The sequence below is a fragment of the Ancylomarina sp. 16SWW S1-10-2 genome, assembly GCF_009669305.1.
Taxonomy (GTDB): Bacteria; Bacteroidota; Bacteroidia; order Bacteroidales; family Marinifilaceae; genus Ancylomarina.
Window position 1 is genome coordinate 250,783 of sequence record NZ_SADB01000003.1, and the last position, 20,326, is coordinate 271,108.

Below are 20,326 nucleotides of genomic sequence, written 5' to 3' on the forward strand. Positions count from 1 at the left end.
ATTAGGACGAGACAGCTAGAAGAAATAAAACCCCCATTAGTAATGTCTAATGGGGGTTTCTCAACTAATCTACATCGTGATTAATCAAGACCAAAGGCGTAGTAATATTTACCTGGGTAGTTCTCATAAAAGCCAGAGAGCATAATGCCTCCTTTTTTTGCATCAATATAGGTTTTGAAATTTTCAATGGAGTCAATTACTTTACCATCAACATGAGTAATAATAAAACCTTCTTTCATATTGGTTTGATGTTTTATTAGTCCGGAATGAATTTTGCTGACGCGTAAACCTTTTGATTCAAATTTTCGACGTTCACTCTTATTAAGCTCTTCAAGTTCAATGCCCAATTTTGTGAGAATTTGTTCGTTCCCTTTTGTGTTCAATTCAACATCTCCTTTTTCATTTCGGAGTGTAATGCTAAAATTTTTGATATTTCCAAAACGATCAACTTCTAATTTAAGTTTATCACCAGGGCGATGTCGGGCAACAATTTCCATAAGGCTTGCTGTTGATTTGGTTTTTGTATCATTAACTTTTAGTATGACATCGCCTTTTTTTAATCCACCGTCAGCAGCGGCACTATTTTGTGGCAAGCTATCAACATATACACCTTCGGTTACTCTTAAGTCTTTCTCTTTTGCAAAGTTTCCGTCTATATTTCGAATCAGAATACCAAGATAACCTCGCTGTACAAAACCGAACTCCATAAGGTCACCTATCACTTTGCTAACTATATTCGAAGGAATTGCAAAGCCATAGCCCGAATATGCTCCTGTAGGACTGGCAATGGCAGTGTTAATACCAACTAATCCTCCTTTTAAATCGACCAAAGCGCCACCACTATTACCAGGATTAATTGCTGCATCTGTTTGAATAAATGATTCTATAGCACTTCTGTTTTGCAGAATATTGATGTTTCTACTCTTTGCACTAACAATACCTGCTGTTACGGTTGAATTTAAATTAAAAGGATTACCAACAGCAAGTACCCATTCGCCTACCTCAATTTTATCTGAATCGACAAAGGGAATGTGTGTGAGGTTTTTTTCCTTAATCTGTAATAAAGCCAGATCAGTAGTAGGGTCTGTTCCAATTACTTTTGCTTTGTAAACACGATTGTCGTGTAAGCTAATTTCTATATCATCGGCTCCATCTATAACATGGTTATTGGTTACGATATAACCGTTTGGATTGATGATAACACCTGAACCAGTTCCGACGCTAGTTTGTGGTCCTCTATTTTGTGGACTTTGTGGTTGAATACGCGATTGTGGTCCGAAGAATTCTTTTAAAAAATCATCTTGAAAAAAATCTTGAAAAGGAGTCGTTGTTGATTTTTGAGATCCTCGTATTTGTGTTGATTTAATATGGACTACGGCATCCATAACTTTTTTCGACACATCGGTAAAGTGCAATGGAGTGAGCTCGCCATCTTTATTGACAGAGTAACTTGTACCATAAACAGGAGTTTGTGTGACGTGTTCAATTTGGATTGGATTATTCTTTTCGTAAAATAATTTAAAGCCTCCTAAAGTTACGACGCCACCCATAATTGCGGATAAAAGTAGTAAACTGAATTTTTTCATTTTATGTTACGTTTAACGATTTATATAAAAATAGTTCTGTAATAAATATAGGCAGGCTTGCAATCTGCCTTTTAAGTTTATTTTATAGAGATGATTCTTGATGGCTTAGGTTTTGTCTCTCCTTTTTTAGGTAAGTGAATACTCATAATTCCTTCTTTATATTTGGCTAAAATTTTATCACCATCAATTAAATTTACAGGAAGCCTAAAAAATCTGTTAACGATTGATATGAAAACCCCTTGCGAGAATAATTTGCTTCATTTCTTTTTGTTTTATTCGTGCTTTCTGTGGTAATGTTTAATTGTTTATTGTTCAGATTAATATTGATTTTTTTTTCATGACTAGAGTAGCCACCTTAATAGTAAATTACTGATCATTTTCACGAATATTCACAGTAAGTAATATTGTGTTTGTATCAGAAAAATTCGAATTGTTCCAGTCCATCAAATCTTTAGAGTAGAAATTGTTAAATAATAATGGAACTAAGTTGTCTGATTTTCTCTTTACTAGTGTCATGATAAATCCTTCTTAATTAAATTTTCTAATTATTAAATTAATAATAGGTTGAATTAAAATATTGAAATCTTGATCCATTTTTATTTGATCAAACTGAATGCCAAAATAGTTGTGTTTTAAAACGTCTTACATATAACTTGCTTATAGTTAGGTAGATGTTGATTTTCATTATCTTGTTCCAAACAGATGCTAAAATGAAAAAATGTCATTTTGATATTTATTTTTCGTAGTATCAAAAGTCAAAATGTCAGATGAATTATAGCTTAACAGTAAAGTTTCCTCTTGATTATATAAATATCGTGGTTTAGAAAAATGTATCTTGATTATCTCAATTATCATAAAGATATTTTGTTTAGATACATTATTGATGTTTACTCACAAACAGAACTACAGCATGTTAACTATGATTTTTAGACAATTGGGGAATCTTAATTGAAAATTGAGAGCTTTACTTGATGTATTTGTTTAGCATATGAAAAAGAATAGTCTTAATCAGTAAAAAAGCAGAAATAAGGATAAGAAGTTAAGGCCATGGATCTAATTCTTATTTTGTCATTTAAAAGTGCATTAAAGTGCCTAATTGAAGGTTGTTTTGTGAAAACAATTTTTTACACTTGCAGAAAAAGCTGAATTAAGTGAAAAACAGGTCAGGAAAATAGTTGAATGATTTAGAGGTAATTGCGAAAGGGTAGAACAATTAATACAGGCTTCTTTTTTTAATGAAAAGACAAAAAGGAGCTATCAGAAATCTTCTAATTTAAAATTGAAAAGGATTTTCAAGTAGAGAATCATTTATATAGTAGTTTATTAGCACTATTATTGCAAAATTTTGAGTAGCATATTTTTGTTCGAACATATTAATTATTGATTTTTTTTTATCGAAGCTTGTTTTTAAATTTTCTCATTAATAACGCTATAATTGTTTTAATTTATTCAGGACTATAAGTCTATGATCTCTTACTCGTATTTTTGTTGATTTCAGTCATGGTACTATTATTTTTAGTTGCAGAGTCTATTTGCCTTAAGAATAAATGCTTGTGATTTTAAAACCTGTTTATTACAAACCAGAATGTAATCTTCATGCATTATACCCTATCTTTGTAGCATGTATGCCTTGGTCGATTGTAATAACTTTTACGCCTCTTGCGAGCGTGTTTTTAATCCTGCTTTAAACGGAAAACCCATTGTTGTTTTATCGAACAACGACGGTTGTGTGGTGGCACGTAGTCAAGAAGCCAAAGATTTAGACATTCCAATGGGAGCTCCTGCATTTAAGTTTAAAGAGGTATTCGAAAAAAAAAAGGTACATGTTTTCTCATCCAATTATGCATTGTATGGCGATATGAGTAGTCGGGTAATGAGTATTCTTTCTTCTTATGCGGCTGATGTTGAAATATACAGTATAGACGAATCCTTTCTCGACTTACAAGGTTACGATTACTTAGATCTAGAAGCATATGCTATTGAGATTAAGAATAAAATATTTAAATGGACAGGTATAGCCGTTTGTGTAGGTATTGCACCGACTAAAGCACTAGCAAAGTTGGCCAATAGAGTTGCTAAAAAATTTAAAGAGAGGACTCAAGGTGTTTATCTTATCGATTCGGACATAAAGCGTGATAAAGCCTTAAGGTGGTGTCAAATTGAGGATGTTTGGGGTATTGGGAGACAAAACTCAAAGAAACTTCGATCCTACGATGTGAAAACTGCTTATGAGTTCACCCAAAAGCCAGATTATTGGGTGCGTAAAGAGATGACAATAGTCGGTTTACGTCTCAAACACGATCTTATGGGTATCCCATCAATTCTGATGGAAGAAGTGAAACCTAAGAAATCGATATCTACCACGAGGACCTTTGAAGAAACAAGTAGCGATTTTGAGTATGTGCGAGAAAGAGTATCCACCTTTGCAGCTTCCTGTGCTGAAAAATTACGAAAACAGAAGTCATCATGCTCAGCAATTATGGTATTTATTCATACCAGTCCTTTTCAAAAGGATAAAGCTCAGTATCATAAATCTATAACCATTAAAATGCCCTATTCAACAAATTCTACAATAGATTTGGTAAAATATGCTCAAATGGCTTTAAGACAGATATATATTAAAGGATATGACTACAAAAAAGCAGGCGTTATTGTACTCGATTTTGTGAACGAAACGGAAAAGCAATTATCCTTTTTTACTTCTGAAAATCCAAAGCATACAGCCTTATTTAAAACCATGGATAAGCTCAATAGAAAATACAAGAATGGTAAGCTTAAGCTGGCTTGTCAAGACCTTGGTCGAACATGGAAGATGAAACAAGAGAGATTGTCTCCAGCTTACACAACTAAATTAAGTGATATTATTAAGATCAAGTGCAATGACTAAGAAAGCTAAGCTTACAATATATAAAGTTTTTACCGACGATCAAATATCAATTCCACTAGTAGGATCGTCTGTGCGTGCAGGTTTTCCAAGTCCAGCAGATGATTTTATTGAGATGAATCTGAGTCTCGATAGTGAACTTATCCGTAACAAAGAAGCAACCTTTTATGCAAGGGTAGAAGGAGACAGTATGCAGGATGCTAATATTCACGATGGTGATCTTTTGGTGATTGACCGAAGCTTAGAACCTCAAAATAATAAGGTGGCAGTCTGTTTTATCGATGGCGAGTTCACGGTTAAGCGTTTGCTCATAAAAGAAGATCACATTCTACTCATGCCCGAAAATAAAAAGTTCTCACCCATTAAAGTCACTAGTGAAAATGATTTTATTATTTGGGGCATGGTTACCTACGTTATTAAAGCTGTGTAGGTATTTATTATTATAAAGGATATATTTATTGTATTAGATCTATAAAATTTATAAAAAAGAAGAGTATGAATTACAGCGACATAGAAAACGGGTTAAAAGAGTCATAAAAACAGGTGTTCTAATTTATTTAAGGGGAATCTCTCCTTTGTTTGCATGGGCTTTATGGTAGTACCATAATCTGGATAGGTTTGCAAGGCTGTATAATACATAAAATGACTACTTTTGTTATTCAAAAAAACACAGTAGTAAATCTGAGTTTGTTGTTAAGTAATTATTAATCATTGTTTATATTTTATAAGTAGTTATGAAAAGAATCATTATCACATTAGCTATGTCAGCTTTATTATTTTCTTGTTCTTCAGGACCTGAAAAGGCAGCTAAAAATTTCACTGAAAATATAGCGAAAGGAAAAATAGAAGAAGCAAAACAATATGCTACAGAATCAACAGGTACTATGCTCGATTTTGCAAGTAGTTTTGGCGGAGTAAAAATCGATCCAAATTTTGAGTTTAAAATGATAAAAGATTCCATAGATAATAATATAGCTTGGGTAACTTTTATTAATCAAAAGGGACGTGAAGAAACAATCAAAATGGTTAAAATAGATGGCGACTGGTTGGTTCATATGGATTCGAAAAAATAGTATAATCATTATTGTATTAATATTTGTTTTAGGTGCTTGTATACAGCCACCTAAAACAAAAATAAGATCTGATATTCCTCATATTGGTGAACTTAAAACAGGAAATATTGTTTGTCGGTTAGGAAATGGATACTTTTCAAAATATTTTAAGGAATATGCCTCAAATGAAAAAAAATACTCTCACATAGGCATTTTATCTGTTGAAAACGATACTGTTTTTGTATATCATTCAGAGGCAAGTGAATTGACAGGTGTAGGTTTTGTAAAAAGAGAAATGTTGAACGATTTTTTGTTTGAAATTAAAACTTATAGCTTTTTCAATATTAAATTGAATGATACAATTATCGAAAAGATAGTTGCTAATTCAAGACAGTATTACAACTTTCATACACCATTCGATTTATACTTTAATAGTTTTAATGATGATGAATTATATTGTTCTGAATTGCTTGCTTTTTGTATAAACAAAGCGACATATAGCAATCTAATTAGACCAAGTTTAGAGTTAAATCACAAGATGTTATATTCTCTAGATGACATCTATCTAAATGAGAATATAGATGAAATTACCTTTAAAACGAGCTTGCTAAAAGAAGATTTATAGTTATTTTACTTCTTGCATATTTAATATAAAAACAACATCTGTGTACATCTATACAATCATACTAAAGCCCTATTTATTAGGGCTTTTTTTATGTCTTAGATTATTGATTATTTTATAATATTTAATATTTATCTGCTCTCTCAGATTTGTCAACATGTTAATAAGCTTGCGTAATGAGAAGCTTTCACTTATCTTGTATTAACATTAAAAAAATAATTAAGCAGCACGATTATGAATTATAGCGAAATAGAAAATTGGCTAAAAGAGTCAAAAGACAGGTATTCTGATTTATCCAAGGGTAATTCCTCGGTTGTTCGCATGAGGCTTATGTTATTCTTCCTAAGGTTGTTCTTCGGTTTTGTGGCTATTGTATCGGGCATCCTTCTTTTAGTATCCTTATTTATGAATATTGGTCAATCTATAGCCGATGTTTTTGGACTGACTGATGTGCCTCTTTATGAAGATGGTAAGTTGAGTTTCTTAAGTATTACATTGGGTATTTTGTTGGCTGTGTCGATATTCAGTTTGTGGTTGATTAAACTTGTTCGCCGTCGAAACAATTACTTATCAGACTTACATACCTTTTTAGATACGCATTTTGCCGAGGGAAAAAAGATGCTAGAAGAGTATAGGAATACGATAAGCTGATTGGAGTTATTTTTTTTTAGAAAAATTTTCATCATAAGCTTATTGTTAGCCTAAATGAACTAGAACATTTTTTTATAAATTTACACGACGTAAGCGAAGAATGGGAAACCTGTCCACTTTAGATTTGGATTAGTCTCATATTCCTATTAAATTTCCACGTATTAAAAACAGATCCTATTTTGAAAAGATTATCAATTGTTTTTCTTTTAATTCTCCTTTTTAATCTTCATGCTTTTTCTAGTGTGAAAAATAATGGCATCCCATTTATTAAGAATTTTTCCAAAAGTCTTTACAATGGAGGAACCCAAAATTGGGACATCGTTCAAACGCCTAATGATTTTATTTATTTTGCTAATAATGAAGGTGTATTGGAGTTTGATGGGACTGCTTGGCGAGTGATTCCGATGCCTAATCATTCTGGGGGCCGTTCTTTGGCTGTTGATACCACAGGACAGGTGTTTGTTGGTGCATATAATGAATTTGGATATCTAAAGGCTAATGATCAAGGAAAATTGATTTATCATTCTTTGGTTGATCTTTTACCTAAAACGGATAGAGAATTTGAGGAGATTTGGCAAATATTTCCCTATAAAAAAGGAATGATTTTTCATTCTTTTCAAAAGATATTCTATTATCGCGATGGTGAAATTTCACAGATAAAAGATGAAAATGAATTTCATTTTAGTTTTTTGCTTGGTGATCAGTTTTTTGTAAAAGAACAGAAAAAGGGACTTTGTTTATTGGAAGGGAGATCTGTTGATCTCGTTAAGGGTGGAGCTTTTTTTCGTGATAAGGAAATTGTTAATATGCTTCCTTTCTCCAACGATAGTTTTCTTATTCTTACTGCTCTAAATGGTTTGTATTTATATGATGGTAATAAAATATCCCCTTGGAATGAAAAGTTAAGTCGATTATTTAAAAAGGACGAAGTTTTCACAGGATTAGCAATAGGTGATTCAAAGTTTGCGATAGGAACTGTACGTAATGGTGTTTATATAATTAATAAGCAGGGGCAGATTATCCAAAATATTAATACGAAAAATGGCTTACAGAATAATACAGTACTAAGTCTATTTTTAGATCATAAAGATAATTTATGGATTGGTTTGGACAATGGAATAGATTATTTGGGAATTAGTTCTCCTCTTTCTGTTTTTCCACAAGACAAGGATTTAGGTGCAGGATATGCTTCTATATATTATAAGGGGTTTTTATATCTGGGTACAAATATGGGCTTGTTTACTCGTGAGTATGACTTTTCACAAACAACAGCAAATCGAGATCGAAAATTTGAATTGGTGAAAAATACATCTGGTCAGGTTTGGCGTTTACAGGTTGTAGATGATGAATTGATTTGCGGACATAAGAAAGGAACTTTTATTATTGATAAAAAGGTTGGAACGTTAATTTCTGATGTGCCGGGAGGTTGGAACTATCTTTATAAAAAAGAGTACCCTAATGTTATGATTGGTGGTACTTATACAGGTTTAGTCCTTTTTGAGAAAACGAAACAGACTAATAATAGATGGAAATTTGTTAAGAAAATTGGAGGGTTTAAGGAATCGTCTCGAGAAATGATTTGGAACGACGATGGTAGTATCTGGATGTGTCACGATTACCAAGGCGTATATCGATTGTTTTTAAATGATAAATTTGATGAATGTATAAAGTCTCAATTTTATGGAAAAGAAGCTGGTTTTCAGTCAAATTTTGGTGTCGATGTTCATAAGATAAGAGGAGAGACTGTTTTTTCTAGTTCCTTTGGTTTTTATAAATATGAATCAGAATCTGATCGATTTGAACCCCATCAGTATTTAAATAACTTATTTGGTAGCGAAGAGCCGGTGAGTAAATTATTAGAGCAAGATAATGGTGATGTTTGGTTTTTTCAGGGTGAAAATATTGGCTTGTTAAAATCTCAAGTCGATAATTCTTACGTAATGATTAAGAAGCCATTCGCTCAATTGAAATCTTCTTTTATAGGCGTTTCTGAAAATGTAACTGTTATTGATAAGGAAAATGTTTTGTTTGGGAATGAGGATGGTTTTGTTCATTATAATCCTAAAACTTCGAAAAAGTATAACGAACCGTTTCATGTTTTTATTAGGGAGGTTCATTTAGGAGGTTCACAGGATTCTACGATCTATTACGGAACTTATTCTAATTCAAAAGAGATTCAATTTGATTCGGAGAGTGAAAATAAAATTGAGTTGCCATTTAAAAACAATGCTGTAAGTTTTCGATATGCTGCTCCTCAATTTAGCAATCCTGAATTAATTCATTATCAATGTCAGTTAATTGGGTTTGATGAAAATCCTAGCGATTGGACTAATACATTACAAAAATCATATACAAACCTTCCTGAAGGGATGTATGTTTTTGAAGTTAGTGCACAGAATCAATATGGTGTTAATTCTTTTAAGGATACATTTAATTTTACTATTCTACCCCCTTGGTATCGTTCCCATATGGCTTACCTTGTTTATTTCTTATTTGGTGTGTTTTGTATTTATGTTATTAATTTAATAGTAAGGTATAGAGTGAGATTGATGCAAAATCAGCTAAAAAAGAAGCAGAAAGAAGAATTAAAACTTAAAGAACAAAAATTTAGGGAAGAAGCACTTATTTCGGAAAAAGAAATTGTACAACTTCGAAATGATAAATTACGTAGCGAAGTGGAATTTAAAAATCGGGAATTGGCTGGTTCAACTATGAATATTATCCACAAAAATGAAGTCCTCTCTTATTCTGTAGGAGAATTAAAAAAAGCCTTGAAAAAAATTAAAGACCCAATAGCACTAGTTCAGGTAAGGCAATTAATGAAAACTGTAGATGCCGAATTTAATAGTGATCAGGATTGGGAGCAATTTGAGGTCCATTTTGATCAAGTGCACGAAGATTTTTTGAAAAGACTACGTTTGTCTTATCCTCAGTTAACACCAAAAGATTTGCGAATATGTGCTTATTTGCGAATGAATTTATCCACAAAAGAGATTGCACCTTTGATGAATATTTCTGTTCGAGGAGTAGAAATAAGTAGATATCGTTTGCGGAAAAAATTTGATATAACTAGAGAAGAAAATTTAATTGATTTTATATTGAATATTTAGCAAGGAAAAACAATTTAAGATTGGAAAGGGCTACTGATGAGAATTAGTAGCCCTTTTTAATTTTGATGTAGTAAATTAAAAAAAGTATTTGTTTGTTAATAATGGTTAATGTTTTAGTATATAAGTTATTGGGGCGCGATGTATTGCTGTTGATGTAGTAATGATGTATTGCTCTTTTTTGCTGTATAGTTTATGATGTATTGGTTTTTTTGATTGAAATAGAAGTTGCTCTTACATTGCAATCGTTGTAGGTGTAAGCTGGGTAACAGAGCACCGAACTAAATTTTAATCTTAACTAACTAATTTATGAAAAAAACGGTCTTGTTTTTGTTTCTGACAATTTTATGTTGGAATACGTTTGCGCAAGGACATTCGGTCAATGGGGTGGTAACCTCGGCTGAGGATGGATTACCAATGCCATTCGCATCTGTTGTCCTTAAAGGAACAACTATTGGTACATCGACTGATATTGATGGAAATTTTACAATAGAAGCTGATGAGGATGCTATTATAGTATTTTCTATGGTTGGTTTTGCTGCAGAAGAGGTTAAAGTCGGCAATCAAACTACCATAAACGTCATACTAACTGTTGATAATATGGGGTTAGATGAAGTTGTTGTTATTGGTTATGGTGTACAGAAAAAGAGTTCTGTTACGGGATCTATATCTTCAATAAAAGCAGAAGATATTCAAAGAATGCCTATTCAGCGTGCTGAACAAGCATTACAAGGGCAAGTTTCTGGTGTACAAGTAACATCGAATTCAGGTCAACCAGGCGCTGGTTTATCGGTTAATATTAGAGGTATTGGTACTACAGGAAATTCACAGCCTCTTTATATTATCGATGGAAATCCTGTTAGTGATATTTCTTACTTATCTTCTACTGATATTGGTAGTATGGAGGTGTTGAAAGATGCTTCGGCTTCAGCTATTTATGGAGCAAGGGGAGCCAATGGTGTTGTTATTATCACTACAAAACAAGGAACTCAAGGTGCTGCAAAAGTTTCTTACGATGGTTATTATGGTATTCAAAATGCATGGAGACAAATGGATCTATTAAATGCACAGGATTATGCCATGATTATTAATGAATCTCTATTGAATTCAGGAAAAGATATGACTTCTGCTGATTGGATTCAGGATTCTGAAATTGCTGGTATTGGATCAGGAACTGATTGGCAAAATGAAATCTTCCGCAAAAATGCACCAATTCAGAGTCATACACTTTCATTGAATGGTGGTAGTGAGAAATTTTTATATTCTACAGCTCTGTCTTATTTTAGTCAAGATGGTATTGTTTCTGAAGATAAATCAGAATATGAGCGTATTAACTTTAGAGTAAAAGGTGATTATACTTCTTACAATAAAAAATTAAAAGTTGGTACATCAATGGTGTATTCTCACTATACCTCACAAGGTATTGATCCTAATAGCGTATACAATTCGCCTTTAGCTCGTGCCATTAATATTGATCCTATTACAACAGTGAAGGACGCAAATGGTGAGTTTTCGTGGCCAATTAGAAACATGCAAGAAATTGTAAATCCAGTTGCTGGAATGTATTACTTGAATGACGAATACAAGACTGATAAAATTGTTGGTAATTTGTATGCAGAGTATAAGGTGATGGATCATGTAAAAGTGAAAACGTCTTTGGGTATTGACTATGCTTATCAATGGCACGATGTTTATACGCCTGTATATGCATTAAGTACAATTACTCAAAATAGTAAAACAAAGGTTAGTAAAACCATGAATAACTGGTACAGTACTAACTGGGAAACTACAATTAATTATCACAATACTTTTGGTGAACATGAGTTGGATGTTATAGCTGGAACAACAGCAATGACAAGCAATTATGAGAACTTAAGTGGAAGTGGAAGTGAATTAATTATTGATGGACTTGATTATGCTTATATAGACAATGTTGGTAACATTGAAAGTAAATCTGCAGGAGGGACTTATAGTTCTAATTCTTTATTATCCTTGTTTGGTCGTGCAAACTATAGTTTTAAGGATAGATATATGGCTTCTGTAACTGTTCGTCGTGATGGTTCTTCTCGTTTCGGACCAAATGATCGTTATGCTATTTTTCCTTCAGTTTCTACTGGTTGGATAATGTCTGAAGAAGATTTCTTAAAAGAAAAATTAGGTCCTGTTTCTTATCTTAAGTTAAGAGTTAGTTGGGGACAAAATGGTAACGAGAATATTGGAGATTTCAGATACCTTTCTTCAATTGCCAATAACCACAATTATAGTTTTAACGCAGGTACAGTTGTGAATGGTTCATCGCCATCAAAAATTGCAAATCCTGATCTAAAATGGGAAACTTCAGAACAAACCGATATAGGTCTTGATCTAAGATTAGGTTCTAATTTCTACATGAACTTAGATTATTACGACAAGAAAACAAAAGATCTACTTATTGATGCTCCAATTCCTGGTTATGTTGGAAATAGTGCGCCTACTGTTAATGGTGGAACTGTACAAAATAAAGGTTTCGAAGCATTATTAGGCTACAATGGAAATTACAACGATTTTTCATACGGTGGAACTCTTAATTTCTCAACAAATAAAAATGAGATGACTAAGATTAATAATGATGAAGGAATTATTTACGGAGATGTAAATGTTGGTCCTTCAGGAATGAAAAATCTAACTATTGCTAAAGAAGGAGAACCTATTGGTTATTTCTGGGGATGGGAAACTGCTGGAATCTATCAAAATCAAGCAGAAATTAGTGCTAATGGTGCTCATCAACCCAACGCAGCTCCTGGTGATTTAATTTATGTAGATCAGAATAATGATGGTGTGATGGATGATGCCGATAGAATTAATTTAGGTGATCCTCATCCTGATTTTACAGTTGGGTTAAACTTAAATTTCGCTTATAAAAACTTTGATTTAAGTATGTTCTGGTACGGTGTTGTAGGAAATCAAATTGTTGATGCAACTCGTCGTTACGATCTGCCTAATGCAAACTATCAAACTTCTATTTTAAAACGATGGACTGGTGAAGGATCTTCGAATTCAACACCTAGGGTATCTTGGACTGATGGTAACAATAATAATGGTAATTTTTCCGATTATATGGTTGAAGATGCTGATTATTTGAGACTTAAAAATCTGCAGATTGGTTATACTTTACCACGATCAGTATTGGATAAACTTCATATTGAGAAATTTAGAATTTATGTTTCAGGTGATAACTTGTTGACATTTACTGAGTATTCTGGACTAGAACCTGAAATTGGTAATTCTGATAATGTATTCTATACAGGTATCGATCAGGGAATTTATCCACAAGCTCGAGTTTATACTATAGGTGCTAATATTACTTTCTAAGATATTTAAACACATAAAATAAAAACAATGAAAAAGATAATTTATATACTTCTTTTTGCTGTTACTTTCATGGGCTGTGACGACTATCTTGAGAAGAGTCCAGTTACTGAGCAAACAGAAGAAAGTTTCTATCGTACAGAAGACGATATGTATAGAGCATTAATTGCTGTATATGAACCATTGCAAAGAAATTGGGGTTCAACAGTTCAATTAACCTTAGATGTTGTATCTGATGATGCATATGGTGGAGGTGGTTCTGCAACCGATGGTGTTGATGTGAAAAAAGCAGATAGAGGAACTACAACAGCTTCAGAAGGTATGTGGAGCAATATGTGGAACGATCAGTATGCTGGTATTTACGCAGCTAACGTTTTTCTTGAAAAAGTGGACGATTCTGAATTATCAGAAGAATTAAAAACACAGTTTAAAGGTGAAGCGTATTTTTTAAGAGCATATTACTATTCAAATTTAGTACGTCTTTTCGAGAATGTTCCTTTGATTACCAAAACTTTGGCAACATCTGAATATTCTCAAGCAGCAGCTCCTGTTGATGACGTTTATGCGCTAATAGCAAGTGATTTGGAAACTTCAATTAGTTATTTGAAAGATGTTACTTATAGTAATGATGATAAAGGGAGAGTTACAGAATGGGCTCCAAGAGCATTATTAGCTAGAATGTACCTTTTTTATGATGGGGTATATGGTAGTAAAAATGCTAGCACTACAATGCCAGGCGAAGTTACTGGCTCTGATGTTTTAACTTATTTAAATGAAGTAATCAACAATAGTGGTGCTGATCTTTTACCAGATTTTGGAAACCTTTGGGGACACTCTGAATTTACAAATTCATGGGTAGAAAATTCTATTGAAGGAATTTTCGAAGTTCAATTCTCAAATCAAGGTGAAGGATGGCAATGGTGGAGTGCTTCTTATGATGTTGGAAACAAAATGGTTGTGTTTGTTGGCCCTAGAGGGACTACATCCGAATCAGAATACTATTCAGGATGGGGCTTTTCTCCAGCAACTCAACAGTTATATGATTCTTACCAAGATGGTGACCTTCGTCGTGATTTTACCTTGATTGATATGGTTTCTGAATTGGGAGATGGTAATTTCGAAGAAGCTGATCAATATACAGGTTACTTGAATAAAAAATATGCAGGTCTTAAAAGTCAGGTTCCAGATGTGGGACAAGAGCAATTAAATTTCCCTCAGAATTACATCGCAATACGTTATGCTGATGTGTTATTGATGGCTGCTGAATTAGAATTCCATATCGGATCTAATGCTACTGCTGCGATACATTACAATAAGGTTAGGGCTCGTGCTTTTGAGTCATACTCTCCTGTAAGTGCAGTGACTTTAGAACAAATTTTTACTGAGAGAAAATTAGAATTTGCTTTAGAAGGAATAAGATATTGGGATCTTCTTCGTCAAGGAATGCCAGTACTTGAAAGTGCTGTTAATGCAACCAATTTAGGTGGTATTTACAATTCTGCTGTTAATTCTGCAGCAAGAGGATTTTGGCCAATTCCATCTACAGAAATTGCACTATCAAATTATAAATTAGAGCAAAATGCTGGTTATTAATAAGTTCTAGATTAAATCACGAATGTGATTAATCAGTTTAAAACTTATACGGTAATTATTAAAAAAATTAAATTATGAAAAAAATATTTTATTTTATTTTGCTTTTATTGGTTGTTGTAGCTTGTTCTCCAGATGAGTACAGTACTCCAGATAACCTGACAGCAGAAGAAATCGAATGGGGTTTCAACACAACAGATGTTGTAAATGAGTATACCCTTTATAATAATACTCCGGGTGTTAGTTCTACTTGGGACTTAGGTAATGGAATTGTTCAAAAAGGTAGTTCTGTTATAGCTCAATATACTTTCGCGGGGACTTATAAAGTGAAATTAACTGTAATTTCTCAAGGTGGTATAACTGTTGTCGAGGATGATATTACAACGACACAAGATAATCCTGCTTTTCTTTCAGGATATCCTTACGATGAGTTAGTTGGAAGTGGTTCTCAAGTATGGGCCGTTGATGCTTATTCTAAAGGTCATTTTGGCTTAGGACCTACTTTGGAAAATCCTGTAGAGTGGTATGGCGCTGCAGCAAATGATAAAGCTGAAAGAAGCCTATATGATGATCGATTTACTTTTAGTATTGGAGCATCTGGACTAACTGTAAATCAAGTAACTAATGGTTTGGTTTATGCAAGCGGATCTTGGGCTTCTGATTTAGGAACTACAGCGGGTAATGAAGAGCCTGCAGGTGGTGATTTTATTATGCCTTATGATGGTGGTGATTTTGTTTGTACAGTAGCAGGTGATGTTTTGACTGTAACTGGTGGTGGTTTCTTAGGATACTATGCTGGTGCTTCAGAATACCAAATTATGACATTGACTGAAGATCTACTAGAAGTTGCATTTTGGGATACAAAATCTAATTTTTATTGGTTCACTAGATTTAGACCAGTTGATAAATTAACGCAACCTGCACCTGCTGTAGTTAAAGACTTGGAGAGTAATGATATCTCCGACGATTTTGAAGGTGAAGGTAATGTTGTATGGGAAACTAAGGATATCAACGGTTTTGATATCATTGACAACTTTGCACCATCGGATGTAAACTCATCAGAGAAAATTGCGAAGTATCAAAAAGCAGATGGTTCTTGGGAAAACATTCTTACTGTACTTGATTACAAAATGGATTTAACTACCAGAAACATTTTCACAATGAAGGTATTTATACCTGCTTTTAATGATTACGTAACTCAATGTAATCCAGGAAATGATTGGCTTACTAATTGGAGCCTTATGCCTCAAGTTGATGTGAAATTACAAAATAGTTCACTTGAAGGTAATGCTTACACTACTCAGGAAGTTCGTAGCCATATCTTAACTGCAGATCAGTTTGGACAATGGGTTGAATTAACCTTTGACTATAGCGATGTTACTGATCGTGTTGATTTCGATCAAGTTGTTATACAATTAGGTGCTGAAGGTCACTGTAATTCAGGAACTTTTTATATTGACGATTTCCAATTATTATAATCATGATACTATACTGGAGCACTTTCTGTGCTCCAGTATATTTTTCTACAATAATTTTTATCAATTTGATCTTTCACAATTATAAGTGAGACGATCAATTCTTAAATCCATTCATCATGAAAATATTCCACACATTTACTAAGATATTATTGTCCATACTTATTGTGTCTACATTATTATCCTGTAGTAAGAGTGATGATGATGAGGATTCTTACACGCCTGATTTTGCATATGTTGAAGATGTGAATGATGCAAATAAGATTATATTTTCCAATACAAGTACAGGTGACTACTTGTTTATGCAATGGGATTTTGGGAATGGAGTTGTTTCTGAAAAGGAACGTACAAATACAAAAGATTATACCGTTTTCTATTCAGAAAAAGGAGATTACCAAGTTCAATTAACGCTTTGGGGACTTGATAATGTATTATCTAATAATAAAGTCGTTACAAAAACAGTAAGTATTCAAAACGATGTTTTTGTTGCTGATTTTACCTACACTATAGATAATACAAGACCTAATTTTGTCACCTTAAACAATACTACAACAGGTGATTATGATCGTATTTCGTGGAAATATAACGATCTTGAAATTACAGGAGATAATATCAATGAATATGAAATTTATCTACATAAAGCAGGAATTTATAATATCGAATTACACGTTTATAAAGGTGATTTCGAAAAGATTTTAACAAAAAATATAACGATCACACAAGACGATCCAGATTACTTGGATAATATGTCTTTGGTGTGGGCCGATGAGTTTGATGGAACATCAGTAAATATCGACAATTGGACCTTTGAAACTGGTGCCAATGGGTGGGGAAACAACGAATTACAAAATTACACCAATGGCGATAATGCTGAAATTATAGATGGTAAACTTATTATTACAGCCAAAAAAGTTAATGATAATAAAGCTGCCAGATCATACACATCTACAAGAATGATTTCGAAAGGGAAACAATCTTTCACTTATGGTCGCATGGAGATTCGTGCAAAATTACCATCAGGAAAAGGAATTTGGCCAGCAATTTGGATGCTAGGAGAAAATATTAGTACAGTAAGTTGGCCTGCTTGTGGTGAAATTGATATTATGGAATATGTAGGATATGAACCTGATAAAGTTCATGCTACAGTGCATACAACATCTGGTTCTGGAAGTAATGGTTCAGGAAGCAGTAAAACTTTGGAAACAGCCGAAGAAGCATTTCATATCTATGGTCTTTTATGGGATGAGGATGAACTGAATTTCTACATCGACACACCAGATAATATAACACATACCTATGCTCCATCAGTAAAAACAGAAGCTAACTGGCCATTTGATAAACCTCAATTTTTTATTTTAAATGTTGCAGTAGGAGGAGATTGGGGAGGAGCCCAAGGAATTGATAATTCAATTTTTCCTCAGACAATGGAAGTTGATTACGTGAGAGTATATCAGTAAACAAAAAATAATGGATATATGATGCTGCTAAAAAATACAATTATTTTTCTAGGAACGATTTTCTTATTGTCAAGCTGTAATGGGACAAAATCAAAATCTAAGACAAAAGAAAACACCCTTTCTTCTAAGGATAATTATCAATTGGTATGGAGCGATGAGTTTGATTATACAGGATTACCCGATTCTACAAAATGGATATACGATACTGAAGGAAATTCAGAGGGATGGGGAAATGATGAATTACAACACTATACGATTGCAAAAAAAGAGAATGCTTGGGTTGAAAATGGAGTACTTAATATCACAGCTTTAAAAGAATCAGTTGAAGGAAAAGAATACTCATCGGCACGCTTAAACTCAAAAGTGAGTTGGTTGTGTGGTAAAATTGAAGTGAATGCTAAACTACCTAATGGACGAGGAACCTGGCCAGCTATTTGGATGATGCCTGGTGATTGGTCTTTTAAAGATGGAAATTGGCCAAATATTGGTGAAATAGACATCATGGAACATGTTGGACATAATCTTGGGGTGGTTCATGCATCGGCACATTCAGCAGATTATCAATGGCAGATTGGAACCCAACAAACTGCGACTATTACAATTTCTGATATTTCAGAAAAATTTCATTCCTACATATGGGAGTGGACACCCAATATTATGAGAGCTTATGTAGATGATCAACTTTATTTTGAATACAAAAATGAAGGACTAGGAGAATCTAAATGGCCTTATGTAAAACCATTTTATTTGATTTTAAATTTAGCTGTTGGTGGTGCTTGGGGTGGAGCAGAAGGTATAGATGAAGCATGTTTTCCTCAAAGTATGCAGGTTGATTACGTAAGAATATATCAAAAAAAGAATATTGAAGGAGCTAATTAGAATCCAATCGGTTTCTAGTTATAGATAATAATTTCAAAATATTAGAAAAATTTATGAATTTAAAGTACACTGTTTTTGTATCACTAATAGTCGCATTAGGAGGCTTTCTAATGGGATTCGATGCTTCTGTTATTTCAGGAGTTGTGAAATTTATCGAACCTCAGTTCGATTTAACAAAGATACAATTAGGTTGGTCGGTTAGTTGTTTAACCTTAACAGCAACTTTGGCTATGTTAATGGCTGGTCCACTTAGCGATAAATACGGAAGACGCTCTGTACTGAAATATGCCGCTATTTTATATTTTATATCAGCACTAGGTTCAGCTTTTACTCCCAACTTTACCTTATTAGTATTGGCTCGTATGCTTGGTGGTTTTGGTGTGGGTGCTTCTCTTATTATTGCGCCTGTGTATATTGCAGAAATTGCACCATCAAAACTCAGAGGAACCATGGTTTCTTTTAATCAACTGAATATTGTATTGGGTATATCGGTTGCCTTTTTTACCAATTACTTGATTTTGCAATTGGGAAAATCGGATGCTGATTGGGCTGTTTTTTTACAATTTAAAAATTACAATTGGCGATGGATGCTTAGTTTGGAAGCAGTACCTGCCATTATATATTTTATAGCTCTATTTTTTGTTCCACGTAGTCCAAGATGGTTAGCCATGAATGGCTTGAATGAGGAAGCTTTGCTTGTCATGGAAAAATCCTTAGGTAAAGAAGAGGCTAAAATACAACTCGATTCAATTTGTAAAAGCATTCAAGCATCACCAAAAAAAGAGCGCGTATCCTTTAGAGAGTTATTTAAACCTTCTATGAAATTGGTTCTATTAATTGGAATTGTAATTGCTGTAACGCAGCAAATAACAGGAATTAATTCGGTTTTCTTTTATGCTCCAATGATTTTTGAACAAACAGGAATCGGAACAGATGCATCCTTTTCTCAAGCAATTTTGGTGGGGATTATTAATCTTGTTTTCACGCTTTTCGCCATTTGGATGGTTGATAAAGTGGGAAGAAAACCTCTTTTGATTTTTGGTTTGTCAGGAATTGCAATTTCCATGTTTGTTTTATCCACAGGATTTGCACAAGCAACTTATCAACTAACAGAAAAAAATATACAGGAATGTTCTTCTATTGTGGAAGCAGAGGAGTTGTCATCGATGGAAGATGTGCTTTTTGAAAGCGATATAGAATTTAACGAAGCTTTACGAAATAGTGTCAGTGAGCAGGTTTTTAAGGAACATCAAACCGAATTTATATCCAAAGCCATTAGTATAGACCCATGGTTAGTTTTGGTCGGTATTTTAGGTTTTGTAGCCTCATTTGCCATCTCAATAGGACCTGTTATGTGGGTACTCTTTTCAGAGTTGTTCCCAAATCGAATTCGAGGTTTGGCCATCTCTTTTGTAGGTCTAATTAATTCCGGAGTTAGTTTTCTAGTTCAGTTGGTTTTCCCTTGGGAGCAAATCAATTTTGGGAATGCAACAACCTTTTTCCTTTACGGATTATTTGGGCTTTTAGGACTTGTTTTTGTCTTTTTTATGTTACCTGAAACGAAAGGAAAGTCTTTGGAAGAATTAGAACTTATTCTGGTTAAAGAATAGCAGTTAGAGTTAGGAATATAGAAAATCCGATTCGGATTATAATATATAAGAGTTAGAAGTTTTTA

The 20,326-nt window shown here is 33.4% G+C and carries 15 protein-coding genes; 12 read left to right on the plus strand and 3 right to left on the minus strand.

The features are described from left to right. Positions 1 to 80: 80 nt before the first annotated feature. From EMN46_RS03905 to EMN46_RS03915, 3 genes are all read right to left on the minus strand, one after another. On the minus strand, positions 81 to 1,586 hold the full coding sequence (locus EMN46_RS03905) for a Do family serine endopeptidase (protein WP_154199359.1): 1,506 nt from the start codon (positions 1,584 to 1,586) through the stop codon (positions 81 to 83). A 77-nt stretch (positions 1,587 to 1,663) separates the two neighbouring features. Continuing rightward, positions 1,664 to 1,816, minus strand: coding sequence for an Hsp20 family protein (locus tag EMN46_RS20365; protein WP_368667492.1), 153 nt, complete (start codon positions 1,814 to 1,816; stop codon positions 1,664 to 1,666). Positions 1,817 to 1,952: 136 nt separating this feature from the next. Next, entirely contained in the window at positions 1,953 to 2,102 is a 150-nt protein-coding gene (locus EMN46_RS03915; RefSeq protein WP_154199360.1) for a hypothetical protein, read from the minus strand. Between the two features lie 1,114 nt (positions 2,103 to 3,216). Here EMN46_RS03915 and EMN46_RS03920 point away from each other — a divergent pair. The 12 genes from EMN46_RS03920 (at position 3,217) to EMN46_RS03975 (ending at position 20,261) form a co-directional block, all read left to right on the plus strand. Beyond that, a complete protein-coding gene (locus EMN46_RS03920) occupies positions 3,217 to 4,473 on the plus strand; it encodes a Y-family DNA polymerase (RefSeq protein ID WP_229130266.1) in 1,257 nt (418 codons plus the stop codon). Continuing rightward, entirely contained in the window at positions 4,466 to 4,900 is a 435-nt protein-coding gene (locus tag EMN46_RS03925) for a LexA family transcriptional regulator (protein WP_154199362.1), read from the plus strand. The genes EMN46_RS03920 and EMN46_RS03925 overlap by 8 nt, the downstream gene beginning before the upstream one ends. Positions 4,901 to 5,204: 304 nt before the next feature. Further along, positions 5,205 to 5,543 (plus strand): DUF4878 domain-containing protein, encoded by a 339-nt coding sequence (locus EMN46_RS03930; RefSeq protein WP_154199363.1) that lies wholly within the window; start codon positions 5,205 to 5,207, stop codon positions 5,541 to 5,543. Beyond that, positions 5,506 to 6,147 carry a YiiX/YebB-like N1pC/P60 family cysteine hydrolase gene (locus EMN46_RS03935; RefSeq protein WP_154199364.1) on the plus strand — a complete coding sequence of 214 codons (642 nt, stop codon included), beginning with the start codon at positions 5,506 to 5,508 and terminating at the stop codon, positions 6,145 to 6,147. The genes EMN46_RS03930 and EMN46_RS03935 overlap by 38 nt, the downstream gene beginning before the upstream one ends. 231 nt (positions 6,148 to 6,378) lie before the next feature. Next, positions 6,379 to 6,795, plus strand: coding sequence for a hypothetical protein (locus EMN46_RS03940; RefSeq protein ID WP_154199365.1), 417 nt, complete (start codon positions 6,379 to 6,381; stop codon positions 6,793 to 6,795). Positions 6,796 to 6,974: 179 nt separating this feature from the next. Beyond that, positions 6,975 to 9,905, plus strand: a complete 2,931-nt coding sequence (locus EMN46_RS03945) for a triple tyrosine motif-containing protein (protein WP_154199366.1) — start codon at positions 6,975 to 6,977, stop codon at positions 9,903 to 9,905. 306 nt (positions 9,906 to 10,211) lie between these two features. Then, positions 10,212 to 13,253 carry a TonB-dependent receptor gene (locus EMN46_RS03950; RefSeq protein WP_154199367.1) on the plus strand — a complete coding sequence of 1,014 codons (3,042 nt, stop codon included), beginning with the start codon at positions 10,212 to 10,214 and terminating at the stop codon, positions 13,251 to 13,253. Positions 13,254 to 13,280: 27 nt separating this feature from the next. Beyond that, the gene (locus EMN46_RS03955) at positions 13,281 to 14,843 is read left to right on the plus strand and encodes a RagB/SusD family nutrient uptake outer membrane protein (protein WP_154199368.1); all 1,563 of its coding nucleotides are present in this window, start codon (positions 13,281 to 13,283) and stop codon (positions 14,841 to 14,843) included. 74 nt (positions 14,844 to 14,917) lie between these two features. Beyond that, complete coding sequence (locus EMN46_RS03960; RefSeq protein ID WP_154199369.1) at positions 14,918 to 16,318, plus strand: PKD domain-containing protein; 1,401 nt, start codon at positions 14,918 to 14,920, stop codon at positions 16,316 to 16,318. A gap of 116 nt (positions 16,319 to 16,434) precedes the next feature. Beyond that, positions 16,435 to 17,772, plus strand: a complete 1,338-nt coding sequence (locus EMN46_RS03965) for a family 16 glycosylhydrolase (protein WP_154199370.1) — start codon at positions 16,435 to 16,437, stop codon at positions 17,770 to 17,772. A gap of 18 nt (positions 17,773 to 17,790) precedes the next feature. Then, positions 17,791 to 18,651 (plus strand): family 16 glycosylhydrolase, encoded by an 861-nt coding sequence (locus EMN46_RS03970; protein ID WP_229130267.1) that lies wholly within the window; start codon positions 17,791 to 17,793, stop codon positions 18,649 to 18,651. Positions 18,652 to 18,704: 53 nt separating this feature from the next. Then, positions 18,705 to 20,261, plus strand: a complete 1,557-nt coding sequence (locus EMN46_RS03975) for a sugar porter family MFS transporter (RefSeq protein WP_154199371.1) — start codon at positions 18,705 to 18,707, stop codon at positions 20,259 to 20,261. Positions 20,262 to 20,326: the final 65 nt, after the last annotated feature.

What these genes read in the sequence shown, in the direction of transcription:
- EMN46_RS03905 (WP_154199359.1), bottom strand. Translation starts at nt 1,586, where the DNA reads ATGAAAAAATTCAGTTTACTACTTTTATCCGCAATTATGGGTGGCGTC.
- EMN46_RS03915 (WP_154199360.1), bottom strand. Translation starts at nt 2,102, where the DNA reads ATGACACTAGTAAAGAGAAAATCAGACAACTTAGTTCCATTATTATTT.
- EMN46_RS03925 (WP_154199362.1), top strand. Translation starts at nt 4,466, where the DNA reads ATGACTAAGAAAGCTAAGCTTACAATATATAAAGTTTTTACCGACGAT.
- EMN46_RS03930 (WP_154199363.1), top strand. Translation starts at nt 5,205, where the DNA reads ATGAAAAGAATCATTATCACATTAGCTATGTCAGCTTTATTATTTTCT.
- EMN46_RS03935 (WP_154199364.1), top strand. Translation starts at nt 5,506, where the DNA reads ATGGCGACTGGTTGGTTCATATGGATTCGAAAAAATAGTATAATCATT.
- EMN46_RS03940 (WP_154199365.1), top strand. Translation starts at nt 6,379, where the DNA reads ATGAATTATAGCGAAATAGAAAATTGGCTAAAAGAGTCAAAAGACAGG.
- EMN46_RS03950 (WP_154199367.1), top strand. Translation starts at nt 10,212, where the DNA reads ATGAAAAAAACGGTCTTGTTTTTGTTTCTGACAATTTTATGTTGGAAT.
- EMN46_RS03955 (WP_154199368.1), top strand. Translation starts at nt 13,281, where the DNA reads ATGAAAAAGATAATTTATATACTTCTTTTTGCTGTTACTTTCATGGGC.
- EMN46_RS03960 (WP_154199369.1), top strand. Translation starts at nt 14,918, where the DNA reads ATGAAAAAAATATTTTATTTTATTTTGCTTTTATTGGTTGTTGTAGCT.
- EMN46_RS03965 (WP_154199370.1), top strand. Translation starts at nt 16,435, where the DNA reads ATGAAAATATTCCACACATTTACTAAGATATTATTGTCCATACTTATT.
- EMN46_RS03970 (WP_229130267.1), top strand. Translation starts at nt 17,791, where the DNA reads ATGATGCTGCTAAAAAATACAATTATTTTTCTAGGAACGATTTTCTTA.
- EMN46_RS03975 (WP_154199371.1), top strand. Translation starts at nt 18,705, where the DNA reads ATGAATTTAAAGTACACTGTTTTTGTATCACTAATAGTCGCATTAGGA.